The organism is Acinetobacter brisouioides, assembly GCF_004331075.1.
GTDB lineage: Bacteria > Pseudomonadota > Gammaproteobacteria > Pseudomonadales > Moraxellaceae > Acinetobacter.
This window is the reverse complement of the sequence record NZ_SJNX01000001.1, coordinates 425,167-450,884: the sequence shown is the minus strand read 5'-3', so window position 1 is coordinate 450,884 and position 25,718 is coordinate 425,167. Positions and strand designations below refer to the sequence as shown.

Annotated in this window: 24 protein-coding genes and 1 pseudogene; 15 read left to right on the top strand and 10 right to left on the bottom strand. The window is 42.6% G+C overall.

The genetic code is table 11. From position 1 onward, the window contains the following. Positions 1-40: 40 nt before the first annotated feature. Together E0H77_RS02125 and E0H77_RS02120 are read right to left on the bottom strand one after the other, a co-directional pair. Entirely contained in the window at positions 41-562 is a 522-nt protein-coding gene (locus E0H77_RS02125; protein ID WP_131374631.1) for a chromate transporter, read from the bottom strand. Then, positions 559-1,113 carry a chromate transporter gene (locus E0H77_RS02120; RefSeq protein WP_004899739.1) on the bottom strand — a complete coding sequence of 185 codons (555 nt, stop codon included), beginning with the start codon at positions 1,111-1,113 and terminating at the stop codon, positions 559-561. The genes E0H77_RS02125 and E0H77_RS02120 overlap by 4 nt, the downstream gene beginning before the upstream one ends. Before the next feature lie 166 nt (positions 1,114-1,279). Here E0H77_RS02120 and E0H77_RS02115 point away from each other — a divergent pair. From E0H77_RS02115 to E0H77_RS02105, 3 genes and pseudogenes are all read left to right on the top strand, one after another. Beyond that, positions 1,280-1,645: pseudogene (locus tag E0H77_RS02115) on the top strand (LysR substrate-binding domain-containing protein); the annotation flags it as partial. A gap of 50 nt (positions 1,646-1,695) precedes the next feature. Beyond that, positions 1,696-2,202, top strand: coding sequence for a hypothetical protein (locus E0H77_RS02110; RefSeq protein WP_131374629.1), 507 nt, complete (start codon positions 1,696-1,698; stop codon positions 2,200-2,202). Positions 2,203-2,456: 254 nt separating this feature from the next. Beyond that, the gene (locus E0H77_RS02105; RefSeq protein ID WP_131374627.1) at positions 2,457-3,632 is read left to right on the top strand and encodes a hypothetical protein; all 1,176 of its coding nucleotides are present in this window, start codon (positions 2,457-2,459) and stop codon (positions 3,630-3,632) included. Positions 3,633-3,663: 31 nt separating this feature from the next. On the opposite strand, the gene gatB is transcribed toward E0H77_RS02105, so the two are convergent. The 3 genes from gatB to gatC all read right to left on the bottom strand — a co-directional run bounded on the left by gatB (position 3,664) and on the right by gatC (position 7,021). Continuing rightward, a complete protein-coding gene (gene gatB / locus E0H77_RS02100; RefSeq protein ID WP_131374625.1) occupies positions 3,664-5,139 on the bottom strand; it encodes an Asp-tRNA(Asn)/Glu-tRNA(Gln) amidotransferase subunit GatB in 1,476 nt (491 codons plus the stop codon). Further along, positions 5,139-6,617, bottom strand: coding sequence for an Asp-tRNA(Asn)/Glu-tRNA(Gln) amidotransferase subunit GatA (gatA, locus tag E0H77_RS02095; protein WP_131374623.1), 1,479 nt, complete (start codon positions 6,615-6,617; stop codon positions 5,139-5,141). The genes gatB and gatA overlap by 1 nt, the downstream gene beginning before the upstream one ends. Positions 6,618-6,709: 92 nt before the next feature. Further along, the gene (gene gatC / locus E0H77_RS02090; protein WP_131374621.1) at positions 6,710-7,021 is read right to left on the bottom strand and encodes an Asp-tRNA(Asn)/Glu-tRNA(Gln) amidotransferase subunit GatC; all 312 of its coding nucleotides are present in this window, start codon (positions 7,019-7,021) and stop codon (positions 6,710-6,712) included. Positions 7,022-7,152: 131 nt separating this feature from the next. Between gatC and E0H77_RS02085 the strand changes: the two genes are divergently transcribed. The 6 genes from E0H77_RS02085 to E0H77_RS02060 all read left to right on the top strand — a co-directional run bounded on the left by E0H77_RS02085 (position 7,153) and on the right by E0H77_RS02060 (position 11,904). Beyond that, positions 7,153-8,199, top strand: coding sequence for a rod shape-determining protein (locus tag E0H77_RS02085; protein WP_004750884.1), 1,047 nt, complete (start codon positions 7,153-7,155; stop codon positions 8,197-8,199). Positions 8,200-8,213: 14 nt separating this feature from the next. Beyond that, positions 8,214-9,071, top strand: a complete 858-nt coding sequence (gene mreC, locus E0H77_RS02080) for a rod shape-determining protein MreC (RefSeq protein WP_131314554.1) — start codon at positions 8,214-8,216, stop codon at positions 9,069-9,071. Further along, a complete protein-coding gene (mreD, locus tag E0H77_RS02075) occupies positions 9,058-9,549 on the top strand; it encodes a rod shape-determining protein MreD (protein ID WP_131374619.1) in 492 nt (163 codons plus the stop codon). The genes mreC and mreD overlap by 14 nt, the downstream gene beginning before the upstream one ends. Further along, on the top strand, positions 9,537-10,103 hold the full coding sequence (locus tag E0H77_RS02070) for a Maf family nucleotide pyrophosphatase (protein WP_131374617.1): 567 nt from the start codon (positions 9,537-9,539) through the stop codon (positions 10,101-10,103). Before mreD ends, E0H77_RS02070 begins: the two co-directional genes overlap by 13 nt. Before the next feature lie 38 nt (positions 10,104-10,141). Continuing rightward, positions 10,142-11,596: a ribonuclease G gene (gene rng / locus E0H77_RS02065; protein WP_131314551.1), complete on the top strand. Its 1,455-nt coding sequence runs from the start codon at positions 10,142-10,144 to the stop codon at positions 11,594-11,596. A gap of 128 nt (positions 11,597-11,724) precedes the next feature. After that, entirely contained in the window at positions 11,725-11,904 is a 180-nt protein-coding gene (locus E0H77_RS02060; RefSeq protein WP_004899765.1) for a PA1571 family protein, read from the top strand. A 58-nt stretch (positions 11,905-11,962) separates the two neighbouring features. Here E0H77_RS02060 and E0H77_RS02055 read toward each other — a convergent pair whose 3' ends face one another. After that, the gene (locus tag E0H77_RS02055) at positions 11,963-13,360 is read right to left on the bottom strand and encodes a WS/DGAT/MGAT family O-acyltransferase (RefSeq protein ID WP_131374615.1); all 1,398 of its coding nucleotides are present in this window, start codon (positions 13,358-13,360) and stop codon (positions 11,963-11,965) included. Between the two features lie 173 nt (positions 13,361-13,533). Then, entirely contained in the window at positions 13,534-14,271 is a 738-nt protein-coding gene (locus E0H77_RS02050) for a phosphoadenylyl-sulfate reductase (RefSeq protein ID WP_131374612.1), read from the bottom strand. A 606-nt stretch (positions 14,272-14,877) separates the two neighbouring features. On the opposite strand from E0H77_RS02050, the gene E0H77_RS02045 reads away from it, so the two are divergent. After that, on the top strand, positions 14,878-16,071 hold the full coding sequence (locus E0H77_RS02045; RefSeq protein WP_131374610.1) for a sugar transporter: 1,194 nt from the start codon (positions 14,878-14,880) through the stop codon (positions 16,069-16,071). Here the strand turns inward: E0H77_RS02045 and E0H77_RS02040 are convergent, their stop codons facing one another. Then, entirely contained in the window at positions 16,072-16,620 is a 549-nt protein-coding gene (locus E0H77_RS02040; RefSeq protein WP_131374608.1) for a helix-turn-helix domain-containing protein, read from the bottom strand. A 121-nt stretch (positions 16,621-16,741) separates the two neighbouring features. Between E0H77_RS02040 and E0H77_RS02035 the strand changes: the two genes are divergently transcribed. Further along, the gene (locus tag E0H77_RS02035; protein WP_131374606.1) at positions 16,742-17,653 is read left to right on the top strand and encodes a DMT family transporter; all 912 of its coding nucleotides are present in this window, start codon (positions 16,742-16,744) and stop codon (positions 17,651-17,653) included. Positions 17,654-18,036: 383 nt separating this feature from the next. Here E0H77_RS02035 and E0H77_RS02030 read toward each other — a convergent pair whose 3' ends face one another. Further along, positions 18,037-18,636: an arylesterase gene (locus tag E0H77_RS02030; protein ID WP_228258283.1), complete on the bottom strand. Its 600-nt coding sequence runs from the start codon at positions 18,634-18,636 to the stop codon at positions 18,037-18,039. A 71-nt stretch (positions 18,637-18,707) separates the two neighbouring features. Between E0H77_RS02030 and E0H77_RS02025 the strand changes: the two genes are divergently transcribed. Further along, a complete protein-coding gene (locus E0H77_RS02025; RefSeq protein ID WP_131374601.1) occupies positions 18,708-19,397 on the top strand; it encodes an ABC transporter ATP-binding protein in 690 nt (229 codons plus the stop codon). 2 nt (positions 19,398-19,399) lie between these two features. Next, positions 19,400-21,868, top strand: a complete 2,469-nt coding sequence (locus E0H77_RS02020) for an ABC transporter permease (protein WP_131374599.1) — start codon at positions 19,400-19,402, stop codon at positions 21,866-21,868. Here E0H77_RS02020 and E0H77_RS02015 read toward each other — a convergent pair. Continuing rightward, positions 21,865-22,677: a rhomboid family intramembrane serine protease gene (locus tag E0H77_RS02015; protein ID WP_131374597.1), complete on the bottom strand. Its 813-nt coding sequence runs from the start codon at positions 22,675-22,677 to the stop codon at positions 21,865-21,867. The two genes, E0H77_RS02020 and E0H77_RS02015, sit on opposite strands and share 4 nt — an antisense overlap. Before the next feature lie 69 nt (positions 22,678-22,746). Between E0H77_RS02015 and mtgA the strand changes: the two genes are divergently transcribed. Both mtgA and ppk1 read left to right on the top strand, forming a co-directional pair. After that, the gene (gene mtgA / locus E0H77_RS02010) at positions 22,747-23,424 is read left to right on the top strand and encodes a monofunctional biosynthetic peptidoglycan transglycosylase (RefSeq protein WP_004899794.1); all 678 of its coding nucleotides are present in this window, start codon (positions 22,747-22,749) and stop codon (positions 23,422-23,424) included. A gap of 99 nt (positions 23,425-23,523) precedes the next feature. Then, positions 23,524-25,632: a polyphosphate kinase 1 gene (ppk1, locus tag E0H77_RS02005; protein WP_131374596.1), complete on the top strand. Its 2,109-nt coding sequence runs from the start codon at positions 23,524-23,526 to the stop codon at positions 25,630-25,632. The last annotated feature ends 86 nt before the right edge of the window (positions 25,633-25,718 follow it).

The following is a 25,718-nucleotide window of genomic DNA, read 5'->3' as shown; positions in this document are numbered from 1 at the left end:
AGAACAGCAATTTGATCATGTTCATCAGTGTGACATAAATTTATAAGAAACACACGCCCAACACTGCACCCAGCAACATAATCCAAAGTGGATGCACTGTTTTAAATAAACCCAGTACTGCTGTTGCCAAAATAATGACAGCCAATAAAAGATTTTGTGCTGATGCCGAACCAATCAGCCATGCACTGACCAAGACCAGTCCAACGGTCACAGGTTTTAGGGCTTTTTCAAAGCGTGAACGTAAAGGATGATCTTTGACTTGTCGCCAGAACTTGAGTGCATAAACCGTAATCACCGAAGATGGCGCAAACTTGGCAATTGAAGTCACCAGTAAACCTGCTGTCCCTGCAACATGCCAGCCAATCAGAGGAACAATCATCATGTTTGGGCCAGGTGCTGCTTGTGCCATTGCGAACAGGGCATTAAATTCTTCAGCAGTCAGCCAATGGTGGACATAAACCACCTGATACTGCATTTCAGGCAAAATCGCATTGCCGCCGCCAAATGCCAGTAAGGATAACTCTGCAAATACCAATGCCAGTGACCATAACACCCAAATCATGCGCGTTTTGCTCCCAAACTTAAAACCCACATATTTAGACCCAGCAAAATCATCAGGGTAAATAACAATGGTATTTTCACCACGACCATGAGCATAAAGGTCAGCACAATACTACTGGCTGTCAAATAACTTTTGGCAATCGGTTTAAGCATTTTTAAACCTGTGGAAAATAACAGGCCTGCTGCCGCTGCAGCCAAACCTTGAATCGCATGCTGTACTGCAGGTAAATTTTGAAACTGGCTATAAATCTGATAAATCAGCAATACGATAATGGTCGGCGCACAGATTAAGCCTAAAATGGCACAGAGCGCACCTTTGACGCCATGAAACTCCATGCCAATCGCCACGGACATATTAATAATATTTCCACCTGGTAAAATCTGGCAGACCCCAAGCAGGTCGGTAAATTGAGCTGTACTTAACCAACGGTTTTCTTCCACAATCATACGATGCGCAAGTGGCAGAACACCGCCAAAACCCATCAATCCCAATTTTAAGAAACCTAAAAACAATGCTTTGCATGTTGGTATGTTGAGTACTTGTTCGCTCACCAGATCACCTTAACCTGTCCCAAGATGTGTATAGCATGCAGGGGCTATGCTATATTGACAAATGCTATTTTTACCTTAAACCATGCCTAAAAAGTATAGCAATGATTGAGATTCATAAACTTAATGCCTTTGTTGCCGTGGTTGAAGAAAGTATATTTCTAAAGCGGCAAATCGCTTGCTCGATTTAGAGCCGTATGAGTTCATCTTATATCGGCGACTGGCAGGACAGGATTTATTCGATAATATTTTAGCGCATTGTTATCAGACAGGTTTTAGCCCCAATATTGTCCAAGAAGCGCCACGTTTAACCTCGAGCCTAAATCTGATTGCCGCAGGCATTGGCGTGTCGATTGTGCCTGCTTCAATTCAGGGTTTTTGGAATAAACAAATTGTATATAAGACGCTCAAAGCCGAGTCGCCGTGTATTGCCCCGATTTATGCGGTGTATCGGGTAGATGCAAATGTTCGGGTACAGCACGTACTGGAATTGCTGGCTGCACCTGCCAGATCGATACAGAGTCATAACACCTAAGCATCATGTCGTATGCTAAAAAGAAGCCAATCACCGAATGGAGTTTAAGAATGTCCACACAACGTAAACATGTATCTTTGAGTCGAGTACTTTTGATGGCAGCCGCAGTTTTTGGCACAACTCAAGTCACGATGGCCAGTCCAACCGTTGATCGGCTCAGTGATTGCTTGATGAAATCGACCACTGCAACTGATAAAACTGCAGTGTTGCAGTGGACGTTTGTGTCGTTATCGAACCATCCCGATTTAAAACAGTTTAGTCATGTGACAGACGAGCAAAAAACTGCACTGGATAAAAACGTGGCGCAGGTGTTGCAACGAATTTTGGTCGATCAATGTTCGACTCAGACCAAAGCGGTGATACAGGCGGAAGGCGTGCAAGCGGTCGGAGAGAGCTTCCAGCAGTTGGGACAGATTACGGGTGAGGAAATTATTAAAAATCCTGAGGTGAAGCAGCAGCTCAATGGTTTGTTGCGTTACGTGGATATGAATAAGTTGGTGGTGACGTTTTTGACACCTGATATTTGGAATCAGTTGGGTGTGATAAGAGGGAAGTAGTTTTAATCCTCTCCCTAGCCCTCTCTTTTAAAAAAGGAGAGGGAATGTCACGGATCAAATTAATCATATGACAAAGTCTCCCTTTTTAAAGGTGAGAAGTGAAGCTTCGCAAAGAGAGGGATTCAGAAATCATGCATAAAAAAGGACTTTGGAATTTGAATTCATCTTAAATATTAGAATTAATGATTAAAAATTTTGAGATGTATTTCTAAATATTAAATTTAATTTAAAGTTAAAATAATGAGGACATACTCTTGGATTTTAAAAAAGTGAAGAAAAATATTGAGAAAATTTCAATAGATAATTGGAATAAGTCTTTTGGCGGTACTTCTAGTTCAGAGATTGCTCAAAAAATTGGAGTTGATAATCTTATTGTTATGAAGGAAATTGAAAGTTTAGTAGCTAGTGGGCGTGGTTCAATGAATCCAAATGTAGAGCTTTGTGAAATATCTATAGATGGAGATAAGTCTAGTTTTGATTTTACGCCTATTACTGTACATATATATTTCCCATCAAGTGCTATCTTAGAGGATTTCTTTTATTCGACTGACTTAGTAAGAAAAAATATTCCTGAGTATAAGAAAAGATTACATATTGGAGCACATCAGTTAGGGCAAGTGTGTTTTGATGAGTCTGTTTTATCAAGATATTTTGATTATCCAGAATATTATGAAGTTGATGATTCTAGATCAGGTGGACATATTTATATTGCATCTGATGAAACTCCTGATGAGAGATATATTCATGTTCGTCATGGTAGAAAAATGTTGGCTAATAATAAATCTGTGGTTGTTGCTATATATAAAGATTTAGCGAACATGAGTGATTTTGAACAAAGACATTGGCATTCTCATGAATTAAATAGTAATGAATTAGATTTTCATATTAATGATGAAGCTTATGAGAGATTTTTTAATAGAAATTATGAAGGTGCTTGGGTTGAATACGAGGATGATTTATTAGATTTAACTAAAAATATAGAATTATTAAATTCATTTTTCGAAGGTAATATCTTAAATAAAACAGATAATATTTATTGTCGACCTCCTGTAGAAAATACATTCAAAGCTTATTTTGATAGTTGTAGTGAATTATTTAAGTTAGTGGGGCCAGATAATATTAATCAGAAAACATTAAAGGCATATCTTAAAAATAATCAAGCTTGTTTAGATCAAGATTTTCAGCATCAAGAATCAGGCAGACCTCTAAGTTCTATGCAGTTAATGCAATTATTTGAAGTGAAAATTGGTGTTACAAACGAGTTTACTGAGAGTATACGTCTATTGCAAAAAAATAGAACGGAAGCTGATCATAAGATCATTGAATCAAAAATTGCTGGAGATAATTTGGTTGAAAAGTTTTTTAGTCATATAAGAGAACTCAATCGTAATATATTAGCTATTATTGAAATACTAAAAAACCCGCTCTAAAGCGGGTTTTTCTTATTTAGAAAAGATCAGCTTAACCAATCAATTTTTTCATTAATTCATTCACTTGAGCTGGGTTGGCTTTGCCTTTTGCAGCTTTCATCACTTGACCAACAAGACCGTTAAAGGCTTTCTCTTTACCAGACTTGTACTCTTCAACCATTTTTTCATTGGCTGCAAGTACATCTTTAATAATCGCTTCAATCGCGCCTGTGTCAGTTTCCTGCTTCAAGCCTTTTTCAGCAATAATGGTATCGGCAGTTTTGCCTTCTTCCCACATAAAGCCAAACACTTGCTTAGCGATTTTGCCGTTAATGGTGTTGTCCACAATACGTGCAATCATGCCACCAAGTTGCCCAGCAGATACAGGAGAAGCCGCCAAGTCCAAGCCTGCTTTGTTTAAAGCACCTGAGAATTCACCCATGACCCAGTTTGCAGACACTTTACCTTGAGCCTCACCACCTGCTGCTGCAACCACTGCCTCAAAAAAGTCAGACATTTCACGAGAAAGCGTAAGGACATGCGCATCGTACTCAGTCACGCCAAAGTCAGCGACAAAACGTTCACGACGTGCCGCAGGTAACTCAGGCAATGCTGCGCGAGCTGCTTCGATTTGCTCATCTGCAATAATCACAGGCAACAAGTCAGGGTCAGGGAAGTAGCGGTAATCGTTCGCTTCTTCTTTAGAACGCATTGAACGCGTTTCCATTTTCACAGGGTCGAACAAACGGGTTTCTTGATCGATCGTGCCATCCCATTCCAAAATTTCCATTTGGCGTTCAATTTCAACATTGATCGCTTGTTCAATGAAACGGAATGAGTTGAGGTTTTTCAATTCACAACGTGTACCAAACGGTTGACCTGGACGACGCAAAGATACGTTACAGTCACAGCGGAATGAACCTTCTGCCATGTTACCGTCAGAAATACCGAGCCAACGTACAAGTGTGTGAATCGCTTTAATGTATGCAACCGCTTCTTCCACCGAACGCATGTCAGGTTCAGACACGATTTCAAGTAAAGGTGTTCCTGCACGGTTTAAGTCAATGCCTGACATGCCTTCAAACTGGTCATGTACCGATTTACCTGCATCTTCCTCAAGGTGCGCACGAGTTACGCCAATGCGTTTCACTGTGCCATCTTCAAGTTGAATGTCGATATGACCCAAGCCCACAATCGGGTTGTCCATCTGGCTAATTTGGTAACCTTTGGGAGAGTCAGGGTAAAAATAGTTTTTACGGGCAAACACAGAAGCTTGGTCGATGTACGCATCAATCCCCAAACCAAAGCGAATTGCAAGATCAACCACTTCAGCATTGAGCACAGGCAAAACACCAGGCATCGCCAAGTCTACAAGGCTGGCTTGGGTGTTTGGGTCTTGACCGAATTCAGTCGATGAGCCTGAGAAGATTTTAGATTTGGTTGCAAGTTGGGTATGAATCTCAATCCCGATCACCACTTCCCAACCATCAATCAGGTTTGATTTAGGCTTTTTTTGAGCTTGTGCCATTATGCATTCTCCTCAGCAATTGCCGCACGTTGGGTGTGGAAGTCGGTGTTTTGTTGGTATTGATGCACAATCGACAACAATTGTGATTCAGACCAGTAGTTACCAATCAACTGCAAGCCGACAGGCAAGTTGTGATCATCTAAACCTACAGGTGCGTTAATCGCTGGCAGACCTGCCAAGTTCACAGCAAGGGTGTACACGTCACCCAAATACATTTCTGTTGGGCTGAGGTTAGCACCGATCTTATAGGCGGTGGTTGGTGCAGAAGGTGCAGCAATCACATCGACCTGTTCAAAGGCTTTCAGGAAGTCTTGCTGAATCAGACGACGAACTTTTTGTGCTTTGACATAGTAAGCATCGTAATAGCCTGCAGAAAGCGCATAAGTCCCAATCAAGATACGACGCTTCACTTCTTCACCGAAGCCTTCTGAACGAGAACGTTTGTACAAGTCCATCAAGTCCACAGGGTTTTCACAGCGGTAGCCATAACGCACGCCGTCATAACGTGACAAGTTTGAAGAAGCTTCAGCAGGTGCGATTAGGTAATAGGTTGGCACATAAGCTTCAACCATATTTAGGTCAACTTCGACTAAGATTGCGCCCATGTCTTCAAGTTTCTTCAAAGACTCTTCAACACGTGCTTTAACGTCAGCGGCTAAACCTGCAACATTGAAGTACTGTTTAGGAATACCAATGCGTAAACCTTTCACCGAAGTTGCATTCAGGTTGGCAACATAGTCATCAACCTCTTTATCTACAGAAGTTGAGTCTTTTGCATCGTGACCTGCAATGACATTCATCAGGTAAGCACAGTCTTCAGCCGAACGTGCCATTGGGCCTGCTTGATCTAAAGATGACGCGAACGCAATGATCCCGAAACGAGAGATGCGGCCATAAGTCGGTTTTAAACCCGTCAAACCACAAAATGATGCAGGTTGACGAATTGAGCCGCCTGTATCTGTTCCTGTTGCAAACGGTGCAAGGTCTGCTGCAACTACCGCTGCAGAACCACCAGAAGAACCACCAGGCACGTAATCCAAGTTCCAAGGGTTTTTGGTTGCGCCGTAGTATGAGCTTTCAGAGGTTGAACCCATCGCAAACTCGTCCATGTTCACTTTACCCAAAGTGACCAGACCTGCTGCTTTGGCTTTGGTCACGACAGTGGCATCGTAAGGTGAAATAAAGTTGTCGAGCATTTTTGAGCCCGCAGAGGTGCGCACACCTTGGGTACAAAAAATGTCTTTATGGGCGAGAGGAATCCCTGCGAGTGCAGTTGCATTGCCTGCTTTGATCGCGGCATCGGCAGCATTGGCTTGGCTAAGTGCAAGCTCAGGCGTTACGGTGACATAACTTTTTACCTGAGCGTCAATTTTTTCAATACGCTTTAAATAATGTTGTGTCAGTTCACGAGAGGAAAATTTGCCTTGTTGCAAACCTTCTGACAATTCGCGAATAGAGAGACGATGTAAATTAGTCATAATTTAAAATCTGGTCTAAAAAGTAGCACGATTTGGTTATTCCGTCGGAAAGTACGACAAAAGTGCTAGTATTTACAAAATGAAACAAAAGATTATTCGATCACACGTGGTACGAGATACAAGCCATCCTGAGTTGCAGGTGCAACAGCTTGATATTCTTCACGGTGGTTTGTTTCAGTTACCACATCAGGGCGTAAAGGCTGTGGGTGGTCAAATGGGCTTTTTAATGGCTCAATACTAGTAGTATCAATGCCTTTTAAGGTTTCCATCATGCCTAAAATTTTATTTAGACTTTGTGCGTACTCTGCAGATTGCGTATCATTGAACGATAAACGTGCAAGATTGGCAATTTGCGATACGGTTTGAGCATTTAGATCTGAATGCTGAGCATCCGATGTAGACATAACATCACCTTGTCAGTATCAAAAAATTTCAAAATATCGTGCTATATGATAAGCGATTGACTTGTTCAAATCATCACATTTAGTTAAAGTTGCGACCTTGCGTCCACATTTGTAAAAACTGAGTACGACCCGTGATTTTAAAACGACTAATTGGCTTGTTTTCGCCAGATCTTGCGATTGATTTAGGTACAGCTAACACACTCATTTATGCACCAGGACGGGGCATTATCTTGAATGAGCCGACGGTGGTGGCAATTCGCCACAGTGGTTCACAAAAAATTGTTGCAGCCGTTGGTCTAGATGCGAAACAAATGCTAGGTCGTACCCCTGCCAATATTTCTGCAATTCGACCAATGAAGGATGGTGTGATCGCAGACTTTGAAGTCACCGAAACCATGTTAAACCAATTTATTGGCAAAGTGCACGAAAAACGCTTATTCCCACCCGCGCCGCGTGTTGTGGTCTGTGTGCCATGCAAATCAACGCTGGTTGAACGCCGTGCCATTCGTGAAGCAGTCTACAATGCTGGTGCCCGTGATGTTCGTCTGATTGAAGAACCTATGGCTGCTGCAATTGGTGCTGGTTTACCTGTTGAACAGGCATGTGGCTCTATGGTGGTCGATGTTGGTGGTGGTACGACAGAAATTGCCATCATTTCTTTACAAGGTTGTGTATACGCAGATTCTTTACGTATTGGTGGCGATGTCTTTGATGAACAGATTATTAACTATGTTCGTAAAGCACATGGCTGCGTGATTGGTGAAACGACTGCCGAACTCATTAAGAAAGAAGTGGGTATGGCTGTTGAAGATGAACACACCAAGAAACTTGAAATTGAAGTGCGTGGCCGTAATCTGGCAGAAGGCGTACCTCGCTCAATTACAGTGACTTCTGAAGAAGTGATGCAAGCGATTGCAGATCCTCTACAAAGCATTGTGAGTGCGGTAAAATCTGCACTTGAGCAAACACCTCCTGAGCTTTCTTCAGACATTGCCGAACGTGGTATCGTCTTGACAGGTGGTGGTGCATTACTACGTAACTTGGATAAATTATTGGCACAAGAAACTGGTTTGCCAGTGGTTGTGGCTGAAGATCCTTTAACTTGCGTGACACGCGGTGGTGGAAAAGTCCTTGAGTTCTTTGATAACCCAAACCATGACATGCTTTTTGTAGGATAAAATAGGACAGGGCGGTGCAACCGAATATTTTTTCAAGACAACCGCCATCTTTTCGCTCATTCATTATTGCAGTCGTTACGTGTTTGCTCGTGCTTTTCTTTGATTGGCGCATGCCTCATGTAGTGAAACCTGCAAGGGATGTCTTGTACGCGGCATATAATCCCATTTATGCCCTTGCAAGCTATCCAGTCATGTCGCGAGAGTGGCTGAATCAACAAACCAAGTCTGAAGAACAACTGCGTCGTGAAAATACTGCAATGCATGCTGAGTTGTTACAAGCGCAAGTACGCCTGCAAAAACTTTCTGAACTTTCAGCCGAAAATGCCCGTTTACGTGGTCTGCTCGACACGCCTTTAATTATTGATGGTCGTATGGCAATTGCTGAAGTCATTGGGACTGATGTCGATCCATTACGACATATTATTGTGATTAACCGAGGTAAAGCTGACCGTCTTTATCAGGGGCAAACAGTGTTAGATGATCACGGGATTATGGGGCAGATTATTAACGTCTACTCGCATAGTGCTCGTGTGCTCTTATTGTCTGATAAAGAAAGCTCGCTATCCATTCGGATTGAGCGCACAGGTATGCGTGCAATTGTGTCAGGTACAGGTGATTCTGGAATTTTGCAAATGCAATATGTTCCAACCAGTGCAGATCTCGTTGTTGGGGATCGTGTCTATAGTTCAGGTTTGGGCGAGCATTTTCCTGCAGGGTATCTGGTCGGTACAGTATCGAAAATTCAGCGACATAATTCGGGTGAATTTGCCCAGATTGATGTCACACCAGCAGGACAACTTGCGGGCGGACATTATGTTGTCGTGCTGTTTTCTGACTCACTAGCAAAGGAGCAACCTTATGCTAGTCGCTAATTATCGCCCTCAGAAACCTAGAGATCCATTTATCTGGATTGTGATTTCGACGTTGTTGGCATCTGTACTGGTGGTATATCCATTGGCCTATGATGCCTCAGCATGGCGACCATGCATCATACTGCTAGTCATGTTGTTTTGGGTACTGTGTCAGCCAGCATGGTGCGGCGTGTGGTTTGCTTTTGGTCTAGGAATTTTTACTGACCTGTTGCTTGACGCACCGCTTGGGCAAAATGCGCTGATTTATGTGGTTATCACTTTTTCAGCACGTTACTTTATTCGGGAACGTCGAGTTCTAACCTTTCTGAATTTATGGATTATTGCGATTCTTGCGATTCTGACTTATGTCATTTTTGTTTGGGTGACACAGGTGATGGCGGGTATTAACTATCCTGTCATGCGCCGTTGGCCACCATTAATCAGCAGTGTTTTTGCTTGGCCTATGTTATATTATTGCTTGAAAAGATGGCGCGCTTGATTTTGGCTTCAAGCTCACCACGTCGCCGTGAGTTGCTTTTACAGCTTGGCTTACAATTTGAGGTATTTAGCCCTGAAATTGACGAAAGCATATTTGAGGGTGAGTTAGCCTCTGAGTATGTTGCGCGGCTCGCACAAGCCAAGGCTCAAGCAGTATTACGCAGGTTTTCAGATGCAACAGTGATTGCTGCTGATACCAGTTTGTCTGTCGATCATGAAATTATCGGGAAACCTGAATCAAAAGCACATGCGTTTAGCATTTGGCAAAAACTGTCAGGACGTTGTCATGATGTATTGACTGGTGTTTGTGTTGCAAATGCTCAACAGATTTTATATCAAGTGGTGCAGACTCAAGTCGAGTTTCAACCACTTACGCCGAATGATATGGAAAATTATTGGGCAACAGGTGAGCCTGTGGGAAAAGCAGGTGCTTACGCCATACAAGGGCAGGCAGCGCAGTATATTCCCCGTATTGTAGGCAGTTATACCAATGTGGTTGGATTGCCACTGCATGAAACAATCGAGCTATTAAAAGTGATTAATGAATCAAACTGATCGCTTTACAAGAATTCTTATAATGTTTTGAGTTTATTATGTCAGATGAATTGCTGATTAATGTCACGCCGATGGAATGCCGCGTTGCATTAATTGAAAATGGAACAGTAAATGAGCTTTTTGTCGAACGTACGGTAAAACGTGGTTTGGTTGGCAATATCTATAAAGGCAAAGTCGTGCGTGTACTTCCTGGTATGCAGGCTGCTTTTGTCGATATTGGTTTATCGAGAACTGCATTTTTACATATTAACGATATGGTTTGGTCACGTAACCAGCCAACGCCAAATGTTTTTGACCTCCTTCAGCCTGGGCAAATCCTGACCGTTCAGGTCATGAAAGATATGCTGGGAACCAAAGGCGCACGCCTAAGTACCGATCTTTCAATTCCCTCGCGTTATTTGGTCTTAATGCCGTTTGGTAACCATATTGGAGTTTCTCAGCGTATCGAATCAGAACAAGAGCGTGATCGCTTGCGTACACTGATTGAAAAAATCCAGAAAGAGCATCAGTTACCGGGTAGTGTGATTGTGAGAACGGCTGCTGAAGGAATTGATGAGGCCTCAATTGCACAGGATATGAATTATCTGGCAAAACTCTGGGAATATATCCAGCGCAAACAAAAAACTATTGCGGTGCCTTCCCTGATTTTTGAAGAATTACCATTACATCAGCGTATCGTACGTGATTTGGCATCTGAATCGACTAGCAAGATTTGTATTGATTCACGAGAAATTCACGCAAAACTCAAAGATTTTATTGATGAGTTTATGCCAGAAATGCAAAGCCGCCTGATTCATTATCCAGGTGAGCGTCCGCTATTTGATCTTTACAATGTCGAAGAAGATATTCAAAAAGCCTTGCAAACCCGTGTGGCATTGAAGTCTGGTGGCTACCTGATGATTGATCAGACTGAAGCCATGACCACCATTGATGTAAATACGGGGTCTTATGTAGGTGGACGTAGCCTTGAAGACACTGTATTTAAAACCAATATGGAAGCGACACAGGTGATTGCTCGCCAGTTACGGTTACGTAATTTGGGTGGCATTATTATTATTGACTTTATTGATATGCAAGAAGCAACGCATCGTGATGAAGTCATGAAGCAGTTTGAGCGTATGCTTGAGCGTGATCATGCTAAAACTAAAATTACACAGGTTTCCGAGCTTGGTCTTGTAGAAATGACGCGTAAGCGTACCCGTGAATCACTTGAACACTTGCTGTGTGAGTCATGTCCAACCTGTCAGGGGCGTGGTTTTGTAAAAACAGCAGAAACAGTATGCTATGAAATTTTCCGTGAAATTTTACGCTATGCACGTGCTTATCAATCTCAGGCAGGATTTATGGTGGTTGCCAATCCATTAGTGATTGACAGATTGTTAACTGCCGAAGCGCCAGCAGTGGCAGATTTAGAACACTTTATTAACCGAGTAATCAAATTTCAGGTTGAAAACCTCTATACACAAGAGCAATACGATATCATTCTCAGTTGATTTTGTAACAGAATTTCGCATAAGCCTTGTTACAACTCGCTGTTTACTTTCATTGAGCATTTCTCAATACTATAAACTTAAGTGAGTAGCCAAAGGCCTTTAGTCTTAGCCAGATGGGGAGTTGAAATATGCATATGCGAGAAGATAACAATTTGACAAATCATACTCAAACGAACAAAGAGCATCGTCCTGTTAAAAACGATTGTTATATGGTCGATGAACACGGTAAAGAAGTCCAGATCACCACGTCAATGGTGCAAGATATTTGTATTAAATTGCTTGAGCAATGTCGTACAGTAAAAAGTTAAAATAAAAGGGCGAATTATACGCCCTTTTATTTGTGTAAAAAAAATTGAAAAGTTGGATTTAACCAACGTGTTTTAAATGTGCTTTCTGCTCTTCAGAGCGTGATTCCATGCCAAGGTGGCGTTCATAATTTTGAATTTCTTGTTCAAGCAGCGTGAGTAAACTTTGTACTTTCGGTAAAGTATTGCGACACGCCACAATTCCCACTTCAAGTTTATCTAAATAACTCGTCAGCGTAATATTCAATGCCTGACCATCAAAGACGACTGATGCAGGATATAAAGCTTCTAGTTTTGCGCCATTCCAGTATAAAGGTTCACGTGGGCCAGGGACGTTGGAAATCACCAAGTTAAATGCCTGATGCTTAGGCATCATCCCAGAAATAATATTCAAGCCAGCAGCAGCATATACAAATGCGCTATAGCCCAAAATTTGATCTTGGGTCATGCGCTTAAAGCGGGTTTTGGCGTTACTGACACTACGTGAAATAATTTTCGCACGTTCAATCGGGTCGCTGATATGTGTTGCCAGATTGGCAAGAATCATGGTGATACGGTTACTGGTATCTGAGTCATTATCTGAACGGATTGAGGTGGGCACCATTGCAATGAGTGGTTTGGCAGGCAGGCTGTTCAAGCTCATCAAGTATTCACGTAATGCGCCTGAGCAGACTGAAAGAATCACATCATTTAAGGTAATCTGTAGGGCTTTGGCAATATGACGGAAGCGTTGCAGATTAAAAGATTGTGCTGCGAAACGTCGGGATGCACTAATACGCTGATTTAAAATACAGACAGGTGCTTGGAAACTTGAAACATAGTCAGGGTCGTGGCGGCGGTCATGTAGAGCTTGAGTCAGTTCATGATACACGCCAGGCACAATATTCATTTGTTGTTTTAAGTGGCTTAGCTTGCTGCCCAAGCGGCGAACGGGATTCTTGTTTTCTTGTTGTGAGCGGCGCTTTTCAATGCACCATGGCGGTACGATACTATGAATATTCGGATCTTTGGCAAAGGATTTTTCCATCAGACGCATACTGGCAACACCATCGACCATGGCATGATGAATTTTGAAGTACATCGCAAAACGGTTACCTTCAATTCCTTCAATAATGGTACATGTCCATAGCGGTTTGGCGCGGTCAATTAAAGTGCCATGTTCCTGTGAAATATAAATCAATAACTCACGAATACGCCCAGGGTGAGGCAGAGCAATATGTCGAAAGTGATGGTCAAGATCAAATTCGTCATCTTTATCCCAAAATAGACCATTTAGGGTGTTGTTGAAAGGTGCAACGGGTTTACATTTTGAGTTACGAATATCGGCAACCAAATCCTGAATAAAGGTCGAAGGCGAATTCTTTGGAATTTGAAATAGAAACAACCCCCCTACATGCATAGGCTGCTGTCTTTTTTCTAAAGATAAAAAAATAAAGTCGATTGGATGTAATGGTCGCATTACGATGTGCCTCACTGCCTATGCCTATTTATCCAGTATATTACTGATTGTCATTCTATTTTTGCTTACTTTTGTTATAAGTATATACTGAAAAATCAGTCATACATCCAAACTATCAGTATAAATAAAAAACCACTGCAAAGCAGTGGCGATCTGTAAAAGTCTATAACAAATCATTTTTTCAGGTTGCCAGCATGCAAACCACATTCTTTATGTGTAGCTTCTTCCCACCACCAGCGACCTTCACGTTCGTGCTGGTTCGGTAAAACAGCGCGTGTACAAGGTTCACAGCCGATAGATATAAAACCACGCTCATGCAGTGAGTTATACGGAATTTCCATCATGCGAATATAATTCCAGACATCGGCACTCGACCAGTTCGCAAGCGGGTTGTATTTGATGAGTTGCTTACCTGGACCTGAAAATCCAACATCGGCCTGAATCACTGGAATTTCATGACGTGTACCTGGGCTTTGGTCTTTGCGCTGACCTGTGATCCAGCCATCGAGCGTTGCCAGTTTTTTACGAAGTGGTTGCACTTTACGTACACCACAACATTCCTGATGCCCATCTGCAAAAAAGCTAAACATACCTTTTTCAGTCACCAGTTTTTGTACTGCTTCAGATTCTGGGAAGCAGATTTCAATATCGATTTTATAAAATTCGCGAACAGCTTCTAAAAATTGATAAGTTTCTGGATGTAAGCGCCCAGTATCTAGGCTAAACACGCGAAATGGTTTGCGCAGACGATAGGCCATATCAATCAGCACGACGTCTTCTGCACCTGAGAAGGAAATGGCAACTTCGCCCTTTTGGTTTAAAGCAAGCTCAAGAATTTCACTTGGTGATTTGTCTGCATATTCGGCAGCAAGTGCATCAATCAGATCAATAGAGGGAATGGTGTCGGTCATGGTTATTCCTGGCTGTCAGCTTGGATGCTTATTAATAAGACAGAGATAAAGTCAAAATGAAATAAAGTAAAGCATAAAATCAAGAGATAAATAAAAGGTAAATACTTATAAGTAAAATCGATTTAAGTAATAACATCAAATTCGTCAGGTCTGGCGTTATGATCCTCAAATTTTGAACAACGAACAATATGAGAAAAGATCGATAGAAATCATTTGCCTTGACCTGAATAGCGATATTATTTACCTAACATTTTGATCATTTTGCTTAGAAATAGCATTTAAGCGATTAGAAGCATGAAACTTACGATATTCCAGAGCATGACATGTGGATGATGCAGCACTTAAAGAGTTTAAAACAACATGATTGCTTGTTGAGTGTTCCAATAGTGTGATTTCTTAATTTCTTGTTATTTATAGAGATGAAAAGTTAAGGCAGGTCATGTATTGGAGAAAAATGCGAAGGTGCAGAGCATCTGTGTCTTGTTCGTATTTTGCAAAAATCCAACTAAAATCATCAAATTTTTATTGAAATGACGCATAGCATTTTTTATTGAACAGTATAATTGTGGAGTTGTTTTTCTTTCTCTCCCAAATTCTAAGATGGTTATGTCTATATCTACTCAACCAGCGCAGCAAGGAAGCTGGATTAGTGTGATTGCACTCGCTTTAGCCGCTTTTATTTTTAATACCACGGAATTTGTACCTGTTGCATTGCTCAGTGATATTGCACAAAGTTTTCATATGCGGGCTATAGAAGTCGGCATTATGCTGACGATTTATGCATGGGTGGTGGCACTGACTTCATTACCGATGATGCTGATGACCCGCAATATGGAACGCAAGGCATTATTATTGTCGATCTTTTTATTGTTTATGATGAGCCATTTGCTGTCGAGTATTGCCAGTAATTTTATGATTCTCTTGATCAGCCGTATAGGGATTGCTTTTGCACATGCTATTTTCTGGTCAATTACCGCATCATTAGCTGTGCGTGTTGCCCCCGCAGGAAAAGGGGTGCAGGCACTTGGATTACTCTCTACAGGAACGGTACTGGCACTGGTGCTGGGAATTCCGTTTGGGCGTGTTGTTGGCGAGCTGTTTGGCTGGCGTAATACCTTTGCACTGATTGCAGGCTTGGCGCTGTTGACCATGCTTATTCTTTGGACAACGCTACCAAAATTACCAAGTCAAAACTCGGGTTCATTGAGTAGTTTACCTGTCTTGCTCAAACGCCCTGCATTGCTCTTATTGTATTTGGCAACGATTGTGGTAATTACTGCGCAATTTACGGGCTATAGTTATATTGAACCCTTTACCTTGCATATTGCACATTTTCAATCGGCACAAACCACATCACTGTTGTTGATTTATGGCGGTTCAGGAATTTTGGCGTCAGTTTTGTTTAGCCGATTTAGCCGTAAATTACCAAAAACTTTTGTGATTGCATCTAGTCTGGGAATCAGTATCTCAATGTTGCTGTTGTTGCCATTGGCAACTCATGTGATGGGTTTAATGACACTCACCGTATTTTGGGGGTTGGCAATTATGAGTTTTGGTCTGGCATTGCAGTCCAAAGTTTTGCAATTAGCTCCTGATGCCACAGATGTTGCCATGTCATTATTTTCGGGGCTATATAATGTCGGAATTGGCGGCGGCGCGTTGCTTGGCAGCATTGTCAGTTTGCATTATGGCTTACAGTTGATTGGAATGGTTGGTGGTGTTTTGGGTTTAATCGGTTGTGTGATCTGTTTCCTAATGATCAAACGACCTGATTTTATGCCAAAAAAAGCACTACATTAATTAATAAGCAACTGTACGGGTAAATAGTAACGGTTCAGTTCCTAGATTGGCATAGCTGTAGGGAACTGAGCTGGCATAGACAAAAGATGAACCCGCACTGAGCTGATGTTGCACACCATCTAGCGTCAGGGTCAATGAACCTTGCACAATATACAGCAGTTCGCTCCAGCCTTCGGGATCAGCTTCTGCCTGATAAACATCACCACTGGCAAGTAACCATGTCCATAATTCAACCTGTTGCTGGGCAGGGGCAGAACAGTGTAGTTCGGCAAAGCTATTGCCATTTACACTTTGCCAGGTTTTAACACGATGAATATGTGGGTTTTTTGCAGTAGGTGAGCTGACTAACTCGGCAAAAGAAACCTGTAAAACACTGGCAATCGCAGCCAGCTTGGTCAGGCTGATATTCATTTCGCCTGATTCCAAGCCTGCAATTGTACGCCGACTGACCCCAGACTGATCTGCCAATTGTTGCTGGCTAAGTTGGTGTTGTTCGCGTAAGCGTTTCAGGTTGTCACTGACATATTCTAAAATTCCCTGTTGACTCATGCATGAACACCATAAAGCTGCGAATTAATCGTGGGGAAGATTAGCATATTTGTGCAATATATTGCGCACAAAACTTAATGATTATATGATGTGCAGTATATTGCACAATTCGCTCAAAATCATGCCTAAAACTTTTTTGCATACTTATGCGCCGCAGCTTTCCTTAATCTTGATCACCTTGATTTGGGGCAGTACATTTCTCATCGTCCAGCATACATTGAGTGCCAGTTCGCCGATGTTTTTTGTGGGTTGCCGTTTTGCAGCAGCGGCGGGCATTATGACTGTATTGTCTTGGAAAGTGTTGGCTAGCATATCGCGCTATGATGTTATCGCAGGAGTATGCATTGGGATCATGATTGCGATTGGCTATGGTGCGCAAACCATTGGTCTACAAACGATTTCGAGTAGTGAGTCTGCCTTTTTAACCGCGCTTTATGTCCCGATGGTACCCATTTTACAGTTGTTGATCTTTAAAAAAGTACCCAAACCGATGATGTGGTGTGCAGCAGCTTTTGCATTTATTGGCTTAATTTTATTGACTGGGAATAATAATTTTTCACACATTCAGCTGAATGCGGGGCAAATGATTACTTTATTTGGTGCGATTGCGATTGCCATGGAAATCATTCTGATCGGTTACTTTGCAGGACGGGTCAATACGCAATGCGTCACGGTTATTCAGTTATTGATTGCTTCACTTTGTGCATTTGTCAGTATGCCAATGGTTGGGGAAATGAGCATTCCACATTTTAGCTGGACTTTATTCTTCACGGTCACTGGATTAGGGTTTGCGAGTGCACTGATTCAGTTAACCATGAACTGGGCACAACGTTCTGTTGACCCTTCACAAGCTGCGATTATTTATGCAGGTGAACCTGTTTGGGCGGGTGTTTTTGGGCGCTTGGCAGGTGAGCGTCTGGGGGCAATGGCATTACTGGGTGGATTGTGTGTGGTTTTTGGAGTGATTTTAAGTGAAATGAAGTGGAGTCGGAAAAAGAAGCCTTCTAAAGTTGCTTATGAAGATCATAGTTAATATCGCGGATCATTGAATTCAGTATCACACGAAAAACCTTATGAAATATTTTATGAAAATACTGTTGCACCACGATATTTAAAATTGAGTGATCGCATTTTAAACCATCTATGTGATGGCAAACTGGATTGTTGTTTTATATTGCGATAGCTCGACAAATTACGCTGTTTCAGAACTCGGCATTTCCAAGACTATGTAGCATGTTTTAGATTGTTTGATTGAGCCAAAATGATTCCGTTATTTAAACCAACGGCTTCGTTCATCATTTTTACTCGCCGCGGTTCTCTCTGAGTAACATTGAAATTTATTTCAATGAAGTGCAACAGAAATCAAATGAATGTATGAGAGAAAATCTATGGAACATTCATGGCAATCTGTATTTTTTATTTAAGAGCAGATTGAATCAGTGGATAGACATTGTTCAGCAATATACCCTGTGCTTTAGCATTAGGGTGAACCAGATCTTTTTGCATGAGTTGATTATTGCCTGCAATGCCTTGCATGAAAAATGGCAATAGTTGAACTTTGTATTGTTGACTCACCGTACGATAACTTTGTTCAAAGGCTTTACTGTATGCTGTGCCATAGTTGGGTGGAATCTTCATACCCAGCACAATCACTTCGGCATGAGTTTGCTGGCTCAGTTGAATCATTTTTGCCAAATTCTGCTGCAACATTTGTGGCGGTTGTCCACGTAAACCATCATTGCCACCCAGCTCCAAAACCACAACATCGGGATGATGAGTTTTTAAGGCTAAAGGAAAACGTGCCAACCCGCCTGAAGTGGTTTCACCACTGACACTGGCATTGACCACGTTGTGTTTTTTCGGATACTGTTGTTCAAGACGTTTTTGTAATAAATGAACCCAGCCCTGTTCGGGATTCAAACCATAACCAGCACTAATACTATCACCATAGACCATCACAGTTTTTGCTGTTGCTGTATGTATACCCAATATGCCCATGCCAATGAATGCAAGCATAGAAACATAGACCGCGTGTTTATGGTTTTGCATTTGGCTTGTCCTATGATTTTTTATGGATGTTTCGCATCATGCCACAACCGATTCTTCGCGCCCAGCATTTAAGCCAGCAAATTCAATTTCAAAACAAAACCCTGCAAATCTTACAAGATATTCAGCTTGAAATTTTTGCAGGAGAGCAGGTCGCGATTACGGGGCGTTCGGGTTCAGGCAAATCAACTTTATTGGGTTTGTTGGCAACGCTGGATCAAGCCAGTTCGGGGCAACTTTGGTTATGTGAGCAACCTGTACATGAGCTAAATGAAGAACAGCGGGCAAAATTGCGTTTGCAATATACAGGATTTGTTTTTCAGTCTTTTCAGTTACTAAGCCATTTGTCAGCACTGGAAAATGTGCTGTTACCCTTACGGTTACAACCCAATTTTCATTATGCCAGTGCGGTTGCTAAAGCTAAAAAACTGCTGCAACAGGTGGGTTTGCAACGTCAGATTGATCAAACGCCGCAAGTGCTGTCGGGTGGGGAGCAGCAGCGAGTTGCAATTGCACGGGCACTGGTGGCAGAACCGAAAATTATCTTTGCCGATGAACCGACTGGAAACTTAGATGAACAAACAGCACAAGAAGTAGAGCAGCTGTTATTTCGCCTCAATCAGGACATGGGGGTCACGCTGGTATTGGTGACGCATGACATGAATTTGGCATCGCAATGTCAGCGGCATTTTATTTTGCACGATGGGCAGCTTTGTGAACAACAGGGGTAACGATGAATCATTTGATTAAACCCTTATTGCAGCAGAGTTTTCGTAGTCAGGGCGTGTGGCTGTTGATTGTAGCGCTCAGTCTGGCGATTTGTGCCACAACTGCCTTGAAGTTCAGTAACGGACAAATTCAGCAAGCAATTTTATTGCAGGCAGCGCAATTGCTGGGTGGGGATATGGCGATCACGGATACCAAGCCGATTGCTGCCGAATATGCCCAGCAGGCAAGACAACAGCAGTTGCAACAAGCGCAGGTGACGGTCTTTAGCAGTATGGCACATACACAAGATCAGTTTGTGATGGTCACGGTCAAGGCAATTGATCAAGCATTTCCGTTGCGAGGCAATTTAAAAATTCGCCCTGCTACGCGACAAATTCAGGCGGGAGAGGTCTGGTTGAGTCAGCGTGCCCAAGACTTGTTGCACGTCAAACTGGGCGATGCGGTGTTTATTGCCGATGCTGAATTTAAATTTACAGGATTGATTGAGCAAGATAGCAATCAGGAAACAGGCTTTTCGGGTTTCTCTCCAACAGTAATGATCAATCAGCAAGATGTGGCACGCACGCATGCCATTCAGGCGGGCAGCCGGATTGAATACCGCTTGTTGCTGGCAGGTCAGCCTCAGGCAGTACAGGATTATCAGCACTGGTTTAACTTAAAAAATCCGCATGCCAGTGACTCACAGCGTGATCCTGCCAATGCCGATAATAATCTGCAATTACGCACGGCAAAACAAGGTAATACCCGTTTACTCAAGCCGCTAGAAAATTTGGATACTTTCCTACAACTCACCAATTTGCTGACGATTTTACTGTGTGGCGTGGCGATTGCCTTGTCGAGTCGCCGTTATGTGCAACAAACGCAGGATCAGATTGCATTACTGCGTTGCCTAGGTGCAAGCCAGCGCCAGATTATCGGTGCGATCATGATTTTGCTGTTGATCGTCATGCTGATTGCTTCAGGCATCGGGGGGATTTTAGGCGGATTATTGGGGATCGGGTTGTTACAATTGATGCTGCAATTTGTGCCGAGTCTTCAGATGAAAATTGAAGTGCTCAGCAGTATTTTACAACCTTTGCCGATTGGTTTCCTGACCAGTGCCATCGTCTTACTTGGGTTTATTTTCCCCAATATTTATCAGCTCTTGCGGACACCGCCAATTCGAGTGATTCGCCAAGTTCCGGCTTTTGGGCGAGTTTATGTCTGGACATTTTTTACAGGTCTAACCAGCCTTATTTTATTTAGTGTGTTGTTGACACATGCGATTCAACTGACCTTGCTCGTACTGCTCAGTGTTTGTGGCGTAGGGTTGTTGATGTATGGCATGTTATGGCTGGTTTTGCGTGCGATTAAACGCAGTCAGAGCAACTGGGCGATGTATGTGCGTGTGCCATCGCAAACAGCGTTGCAAATGACAGCGTTGGCACTAGGGGTAAGTCTGATTTCGGTGTTGATGGTACTGCGTACAGACTTGTTATCGCGTTGGCAGCAGCAGCTTCCCGCAAATACGCCAAACCAGTTTATTTATGGTTTGCCACCCATGGACAAGCCGAGTTTTGAACAACAACTGCAACGCTATGGCTGGGGCAATACTCCATTGTATCCCAATGTGCGTGGTCGCTTGATTGCCCATAATGATCAGGCATTTACCCCACAGCAAATTGAACAAAATAACAGTTTACGCCGTGAGCTTAATCTGACGCAGTCTGCAAGCTATCCTGCCGATAATGTTATTACGCAAGGCACAGTGCAATTGCAAAAAGCTGGTGAAGTTTCCGTAGAAGAAAAGACAGCAGAAAGTTTGGGCATTCGGGTCGGTGATCGCTTAACTTTTGCATTGCCCGAAGGTGAACTGCATGCCAAAGTGGTGAATTTACGTCAGGTTGACTGGCAAAGTTTCAGTCCGAATTTTTTCTTTATTTTTGTACCGAAAACTTTGGATGAAAATGCAGGCAGCTACCTTGCCAGTTTTTATGTGCCAGATCGAGACAAAGCCAAGTTATTACAGTTAATTCAGCAGCATAGTACGACAGTCTTTATTGATGTCGGCATGATTCTGGAGCAAATCAAACATTTGCTCAATGTCATGGTGCAAATTGTTACGCTACTGGCGATTTTGGTGGCGGTTTCTGGGATTTTGGTGTTGCTGGCGTGTCTGAATTTACTTATGGATGAACGCAAGAAAGAAGTTGCACTAATGCGCGCTTTTGGTAGTTCTCAGGCACAAATCAAAAATATGCTGACGCGTGAATTTGCCATGATGGGGCTACTATCGGGTCTGGTTGCCTGTTTGTTTGCCGAGGTCATCAGTGCCATTGCCAGTTCTAAGTTGCAGTTAAGTCTGCAACTTCACATTGGTTTATGGCTGAGTTTACCTGTCGGTATGGCGATCTTGTGTGCATTGGTTGGGCGTTACCGCCTAATTTATTTGACGCTGATTAGCCCGTTAAAAAGCCTGCGCGAGCAAAGCTAGGCAGGCATATCAAACCGTTTCAGGATTAGGTGCCATAAGGGCAGCAAGCCTGCTTGGACAAGATGCTGACAATAGAGATAACTGGCAATTAGCAGCATCACCCCGACACTCAGTCCGAGCAAACTGCCAAGGGTATTGCGCCCGTGAACCGTACAGCGATACCAGATCAGGCTTTGCACGACGCCCATGATTGCACCGCCTAAATGTGCGGCATTGTTAATGTTGGGAATCAGCATACCCAAGGTTAGGTTAATGCCCATAATGAGCAATAAACTACGTTTCACCAGTACAAAAGGCACATTGGGCAGGTTAGGAAATAATGACAAGACAGTCAGGGCACTGCCCAAGCCCATAATTGCGCCCGATGCACCTGCATTGACGCTTGGTAGCAAGGCAGTATTGGCGGTTTCTAAGTACAAGTAACTATGGTGAATATTTAGCCAACTACTCAGCAAGCTACCTGCTAAACCACAGCAGATATACATACCTAGAAAATAAAAACGTCCGAAAATCTGCTCGGCAAGGCTGCCAAAAATATACAGCGCCCACATGTTGAGTGCCAAATGCAGAAAACCAAAATGAAAAAACATGCTGGTAAATAATCGCGCTGGCTCAGACAAAAAGGTCAATGGTGCAAAGTCTGCTCCCCAAGCCAATGCAGCATCAATGCCCGGCTGACTTGGATTGACACCGACTGCAATTTGCCATAAATACAACCCAACGTTGATACTGATTAAGGCGGCTGTCACCCACCAAAGTTGAACATCAAGGTTGCTGCGATAAAACGGAGGTTGTTGCATCTCAGACATGGTATGCTGTGTCGATTTTTTAAAAACTCAGCTTAACATATCGGGTGAGATTGGGAGTAGTTGCACATCATGAAAACATTGTTCATGCGTATTTTTTTGATTTTAATGACTTTGTTTATGGTGGTTCAACTCTGGATCTTTGCCAGTTTATTGTGGTGGCGAACGCATCCTGTAGACCGCAGCATGTTTATGCGTATTGATGCATTTCAGTATCCTGATGAAACGCTACAACATAAGTGGCGCGATTATGATGAAATCAGTAATCAGTTTAAACACGCCGTGGTGGCCGCGGAAGATGGCAAGTTTTTGCACCATCATGGTTTTGACTTTGAAGGCATGCAGGTTGCCTTACAACGTAACGAAAAAGCAGATGGAATTGTGGCGGGCGGCTCAACTATTTCACAGCAGTTAGCAAAAAATCTGTTTTTATTTAATCAGCGTTCTTTCGTCCGCAAAGGGCAAGAAGCGATTGCAACATGGATGATGGAACGCATGTGGTCAAAACAACGGATCCTTGAAGTCTATATGAACTCGGTAGAACTGGGTGCTAACATTTATGGTGTCGAAGCGGCATCACGTCATTATTTTCATAAAAGCAGCAAAAATCTGACGCGTGAACAGGCGATCTTCTTGGCGGCTTTATTGCCGAACCCACGTTATTATCAGCAACATCCTGAAGATGAAAAATTTAGATTCCGTAAGCGTTTTATTGCCAAATACATTCGATATAGCCAAATTCCAACATAGACATATTCATTTGCATAGTTTATGTTCAAACTTTATGAAATTGTCATAAATATGCAGCATACTGCTTAAATAACATGAAAAATACGTATGGAACGACATATGAATACCGAAGTATCTCCTGCGCCGACGCCAGCACCTGTTGCCAAAAATGTGACTGCCGCAGATTATGCTTATAACGACCGTTATATTAATCGTGAACTCTCGATTTTAGATTTCCATTTACGGGTGCTTGAACAAGCTGTAGATCCATTACACCCATTACTTGAACGCTTAAATTTTTTACTCATTTTTTCACGCAATCTCGATGAATTTTTTGAGATTCGTGTCGCGGGTGTCATGGAACAACTGACTTTGGGTAATGAAAGCCATAGTCCAGATGGTTTGACTCCCAAGCAAGTTTTAGAGCAGATTTCAAAAACTGCGCATATCGCGATTGAACGTCAGTACCGTATTTTAAATCAGGAAATCCTAGCGCGCTTACGTGAAGAGGATATTTGCTTCTTGCGCCGTGGGGAGTTAACTCCTGCGCAAACGGCATGGGTGAAAAAATATTTTCAAGAACAGGTTGCGCCTGTACTCACGCCAATTAGTTTAGATCCAGCACACCCATTTCCGCGTTTGGTCAATAAAAGCTTAAACTTTATTGTCACTTTAGAAGGTAAAGACGCCTTTGGTCGTCAAATTGATCTGGCGGTTGTCCCTGCGCCACGTTCATTGCCGCGAGTAGTTCGCTTGCCTGATGAATTGACCGATGGTAAAGAACACCATGTCATGTTGTCAGCGATTATTCATGAACACGTTTCTGATTTATTCCCTGGTATGACTGCAACGGGATGTTATCAGTTCCGTGTCACGCGAAATGCTGATCTGGCTTTAAATGAAGATGTTGATGATTTAGCAAAAGCGCTCAAAGGTGAACTCAGCTCACGCCGTTTTGGTCGTGCGGTACGTCTGGAAGTGACAGAAAACTGCCCGAAACAAATTTATGAGTACTTACTGAACGAATTTGAGCTGGATGAAGATCAGCTTTACAAAGTGGATGGCCCTGTTAATCTGGCACGCTTGTTGTCGAATTTCAAACGCCCGCATTTAAAATATGATGCGTTTACGCCAGTGATTCCAAAAGTGCTGACCAAGTCTGAAAATATCTTTGCGGCAATGCGTAAGCAAGATATTTTACTGCACCATCCGTTTGAATCTTTTGCGCCAGTGATTTCATTTCTGCGTGAAGCTGCGCGTGACCCACAGGTCTTGGCGATCAAGCAAACTTTGTACCGTAGTGGAGCAAATTCAGAGATTGTACAGGTGTTGGCAGAAGCCGCTCGTAATGGCAAGGAAGTTACTGCGGTAATTGAGTTGCGTGCCCGCTTTGATGAAGAGTCCAATATCGAAGTTGCTAATGTGTTGCAAGAAGCAGGCGCGGTCGTAGTGTACGGTATTGTGGGTTATAAAACCCACGCCAAAATGATTTTGGTCGTACGCCGTGAAAACAATAAATTGGTACGTTATGCGCATTTGGGTACAGGTAACTATCATGCGGGTAATGCACGAATTTATACCGACTATGGCTTGCTGACGACAGAGAAAGAACTTTGCGAAGATGTGCATCGCATTTTCCAAGAATTGACAGGTATGGGGAAAATGGCAAAGCTGAAAAAGCTGTTACATGCGCCATTTACCTTACATAGCCATCTTGTCAGTTGTATTGATGATGAAATTGCATCCGCAAAAGCGGGTAAAGAAGCAAGAATCATCATTAAAGTGAATGCTTTGACTGAAGTTCAGCTCATTAACAAACTGTATGAAGCTTCACAAGCAGGTGTACAGATTGACTTGATTATTCGTTCAATTTGTTGCTTACGCCCAGGACTACCTGGTTTGTCAGAAAATATTCGGGTTCGTTCAATTGTTGGACGTTTCCTTGAACATACGCGAGTTTACTATTTTGCCAATCAGGGTAATGCACGAATTTACTGTTCAAGTGCTGACTGGATGAACCGCAACCTGTTTAATCGTGTGGAAGCTTGTTTCCCAATCGAAGATTCTGCACTGCGTAAACGCATTTATCAGTTTGGTTTGCTCAATTATTTACAAGATAATCAGCAGGCATGGTTGTTGCAAGGTGACGGGGTTTGGGTGCGTGTACAGCCAAAACAAGGCGAGCCATTGTACAATGCTCAGCAAACCTTGCTTGAATCTTTCCGCTAAATACAAAGAGCTTGTGGGGATTATTTATTTTCCCCAAAATACTCAAATGAAAAGCCTCGATTGAGGCTTTTCTTATATTTTTCAGA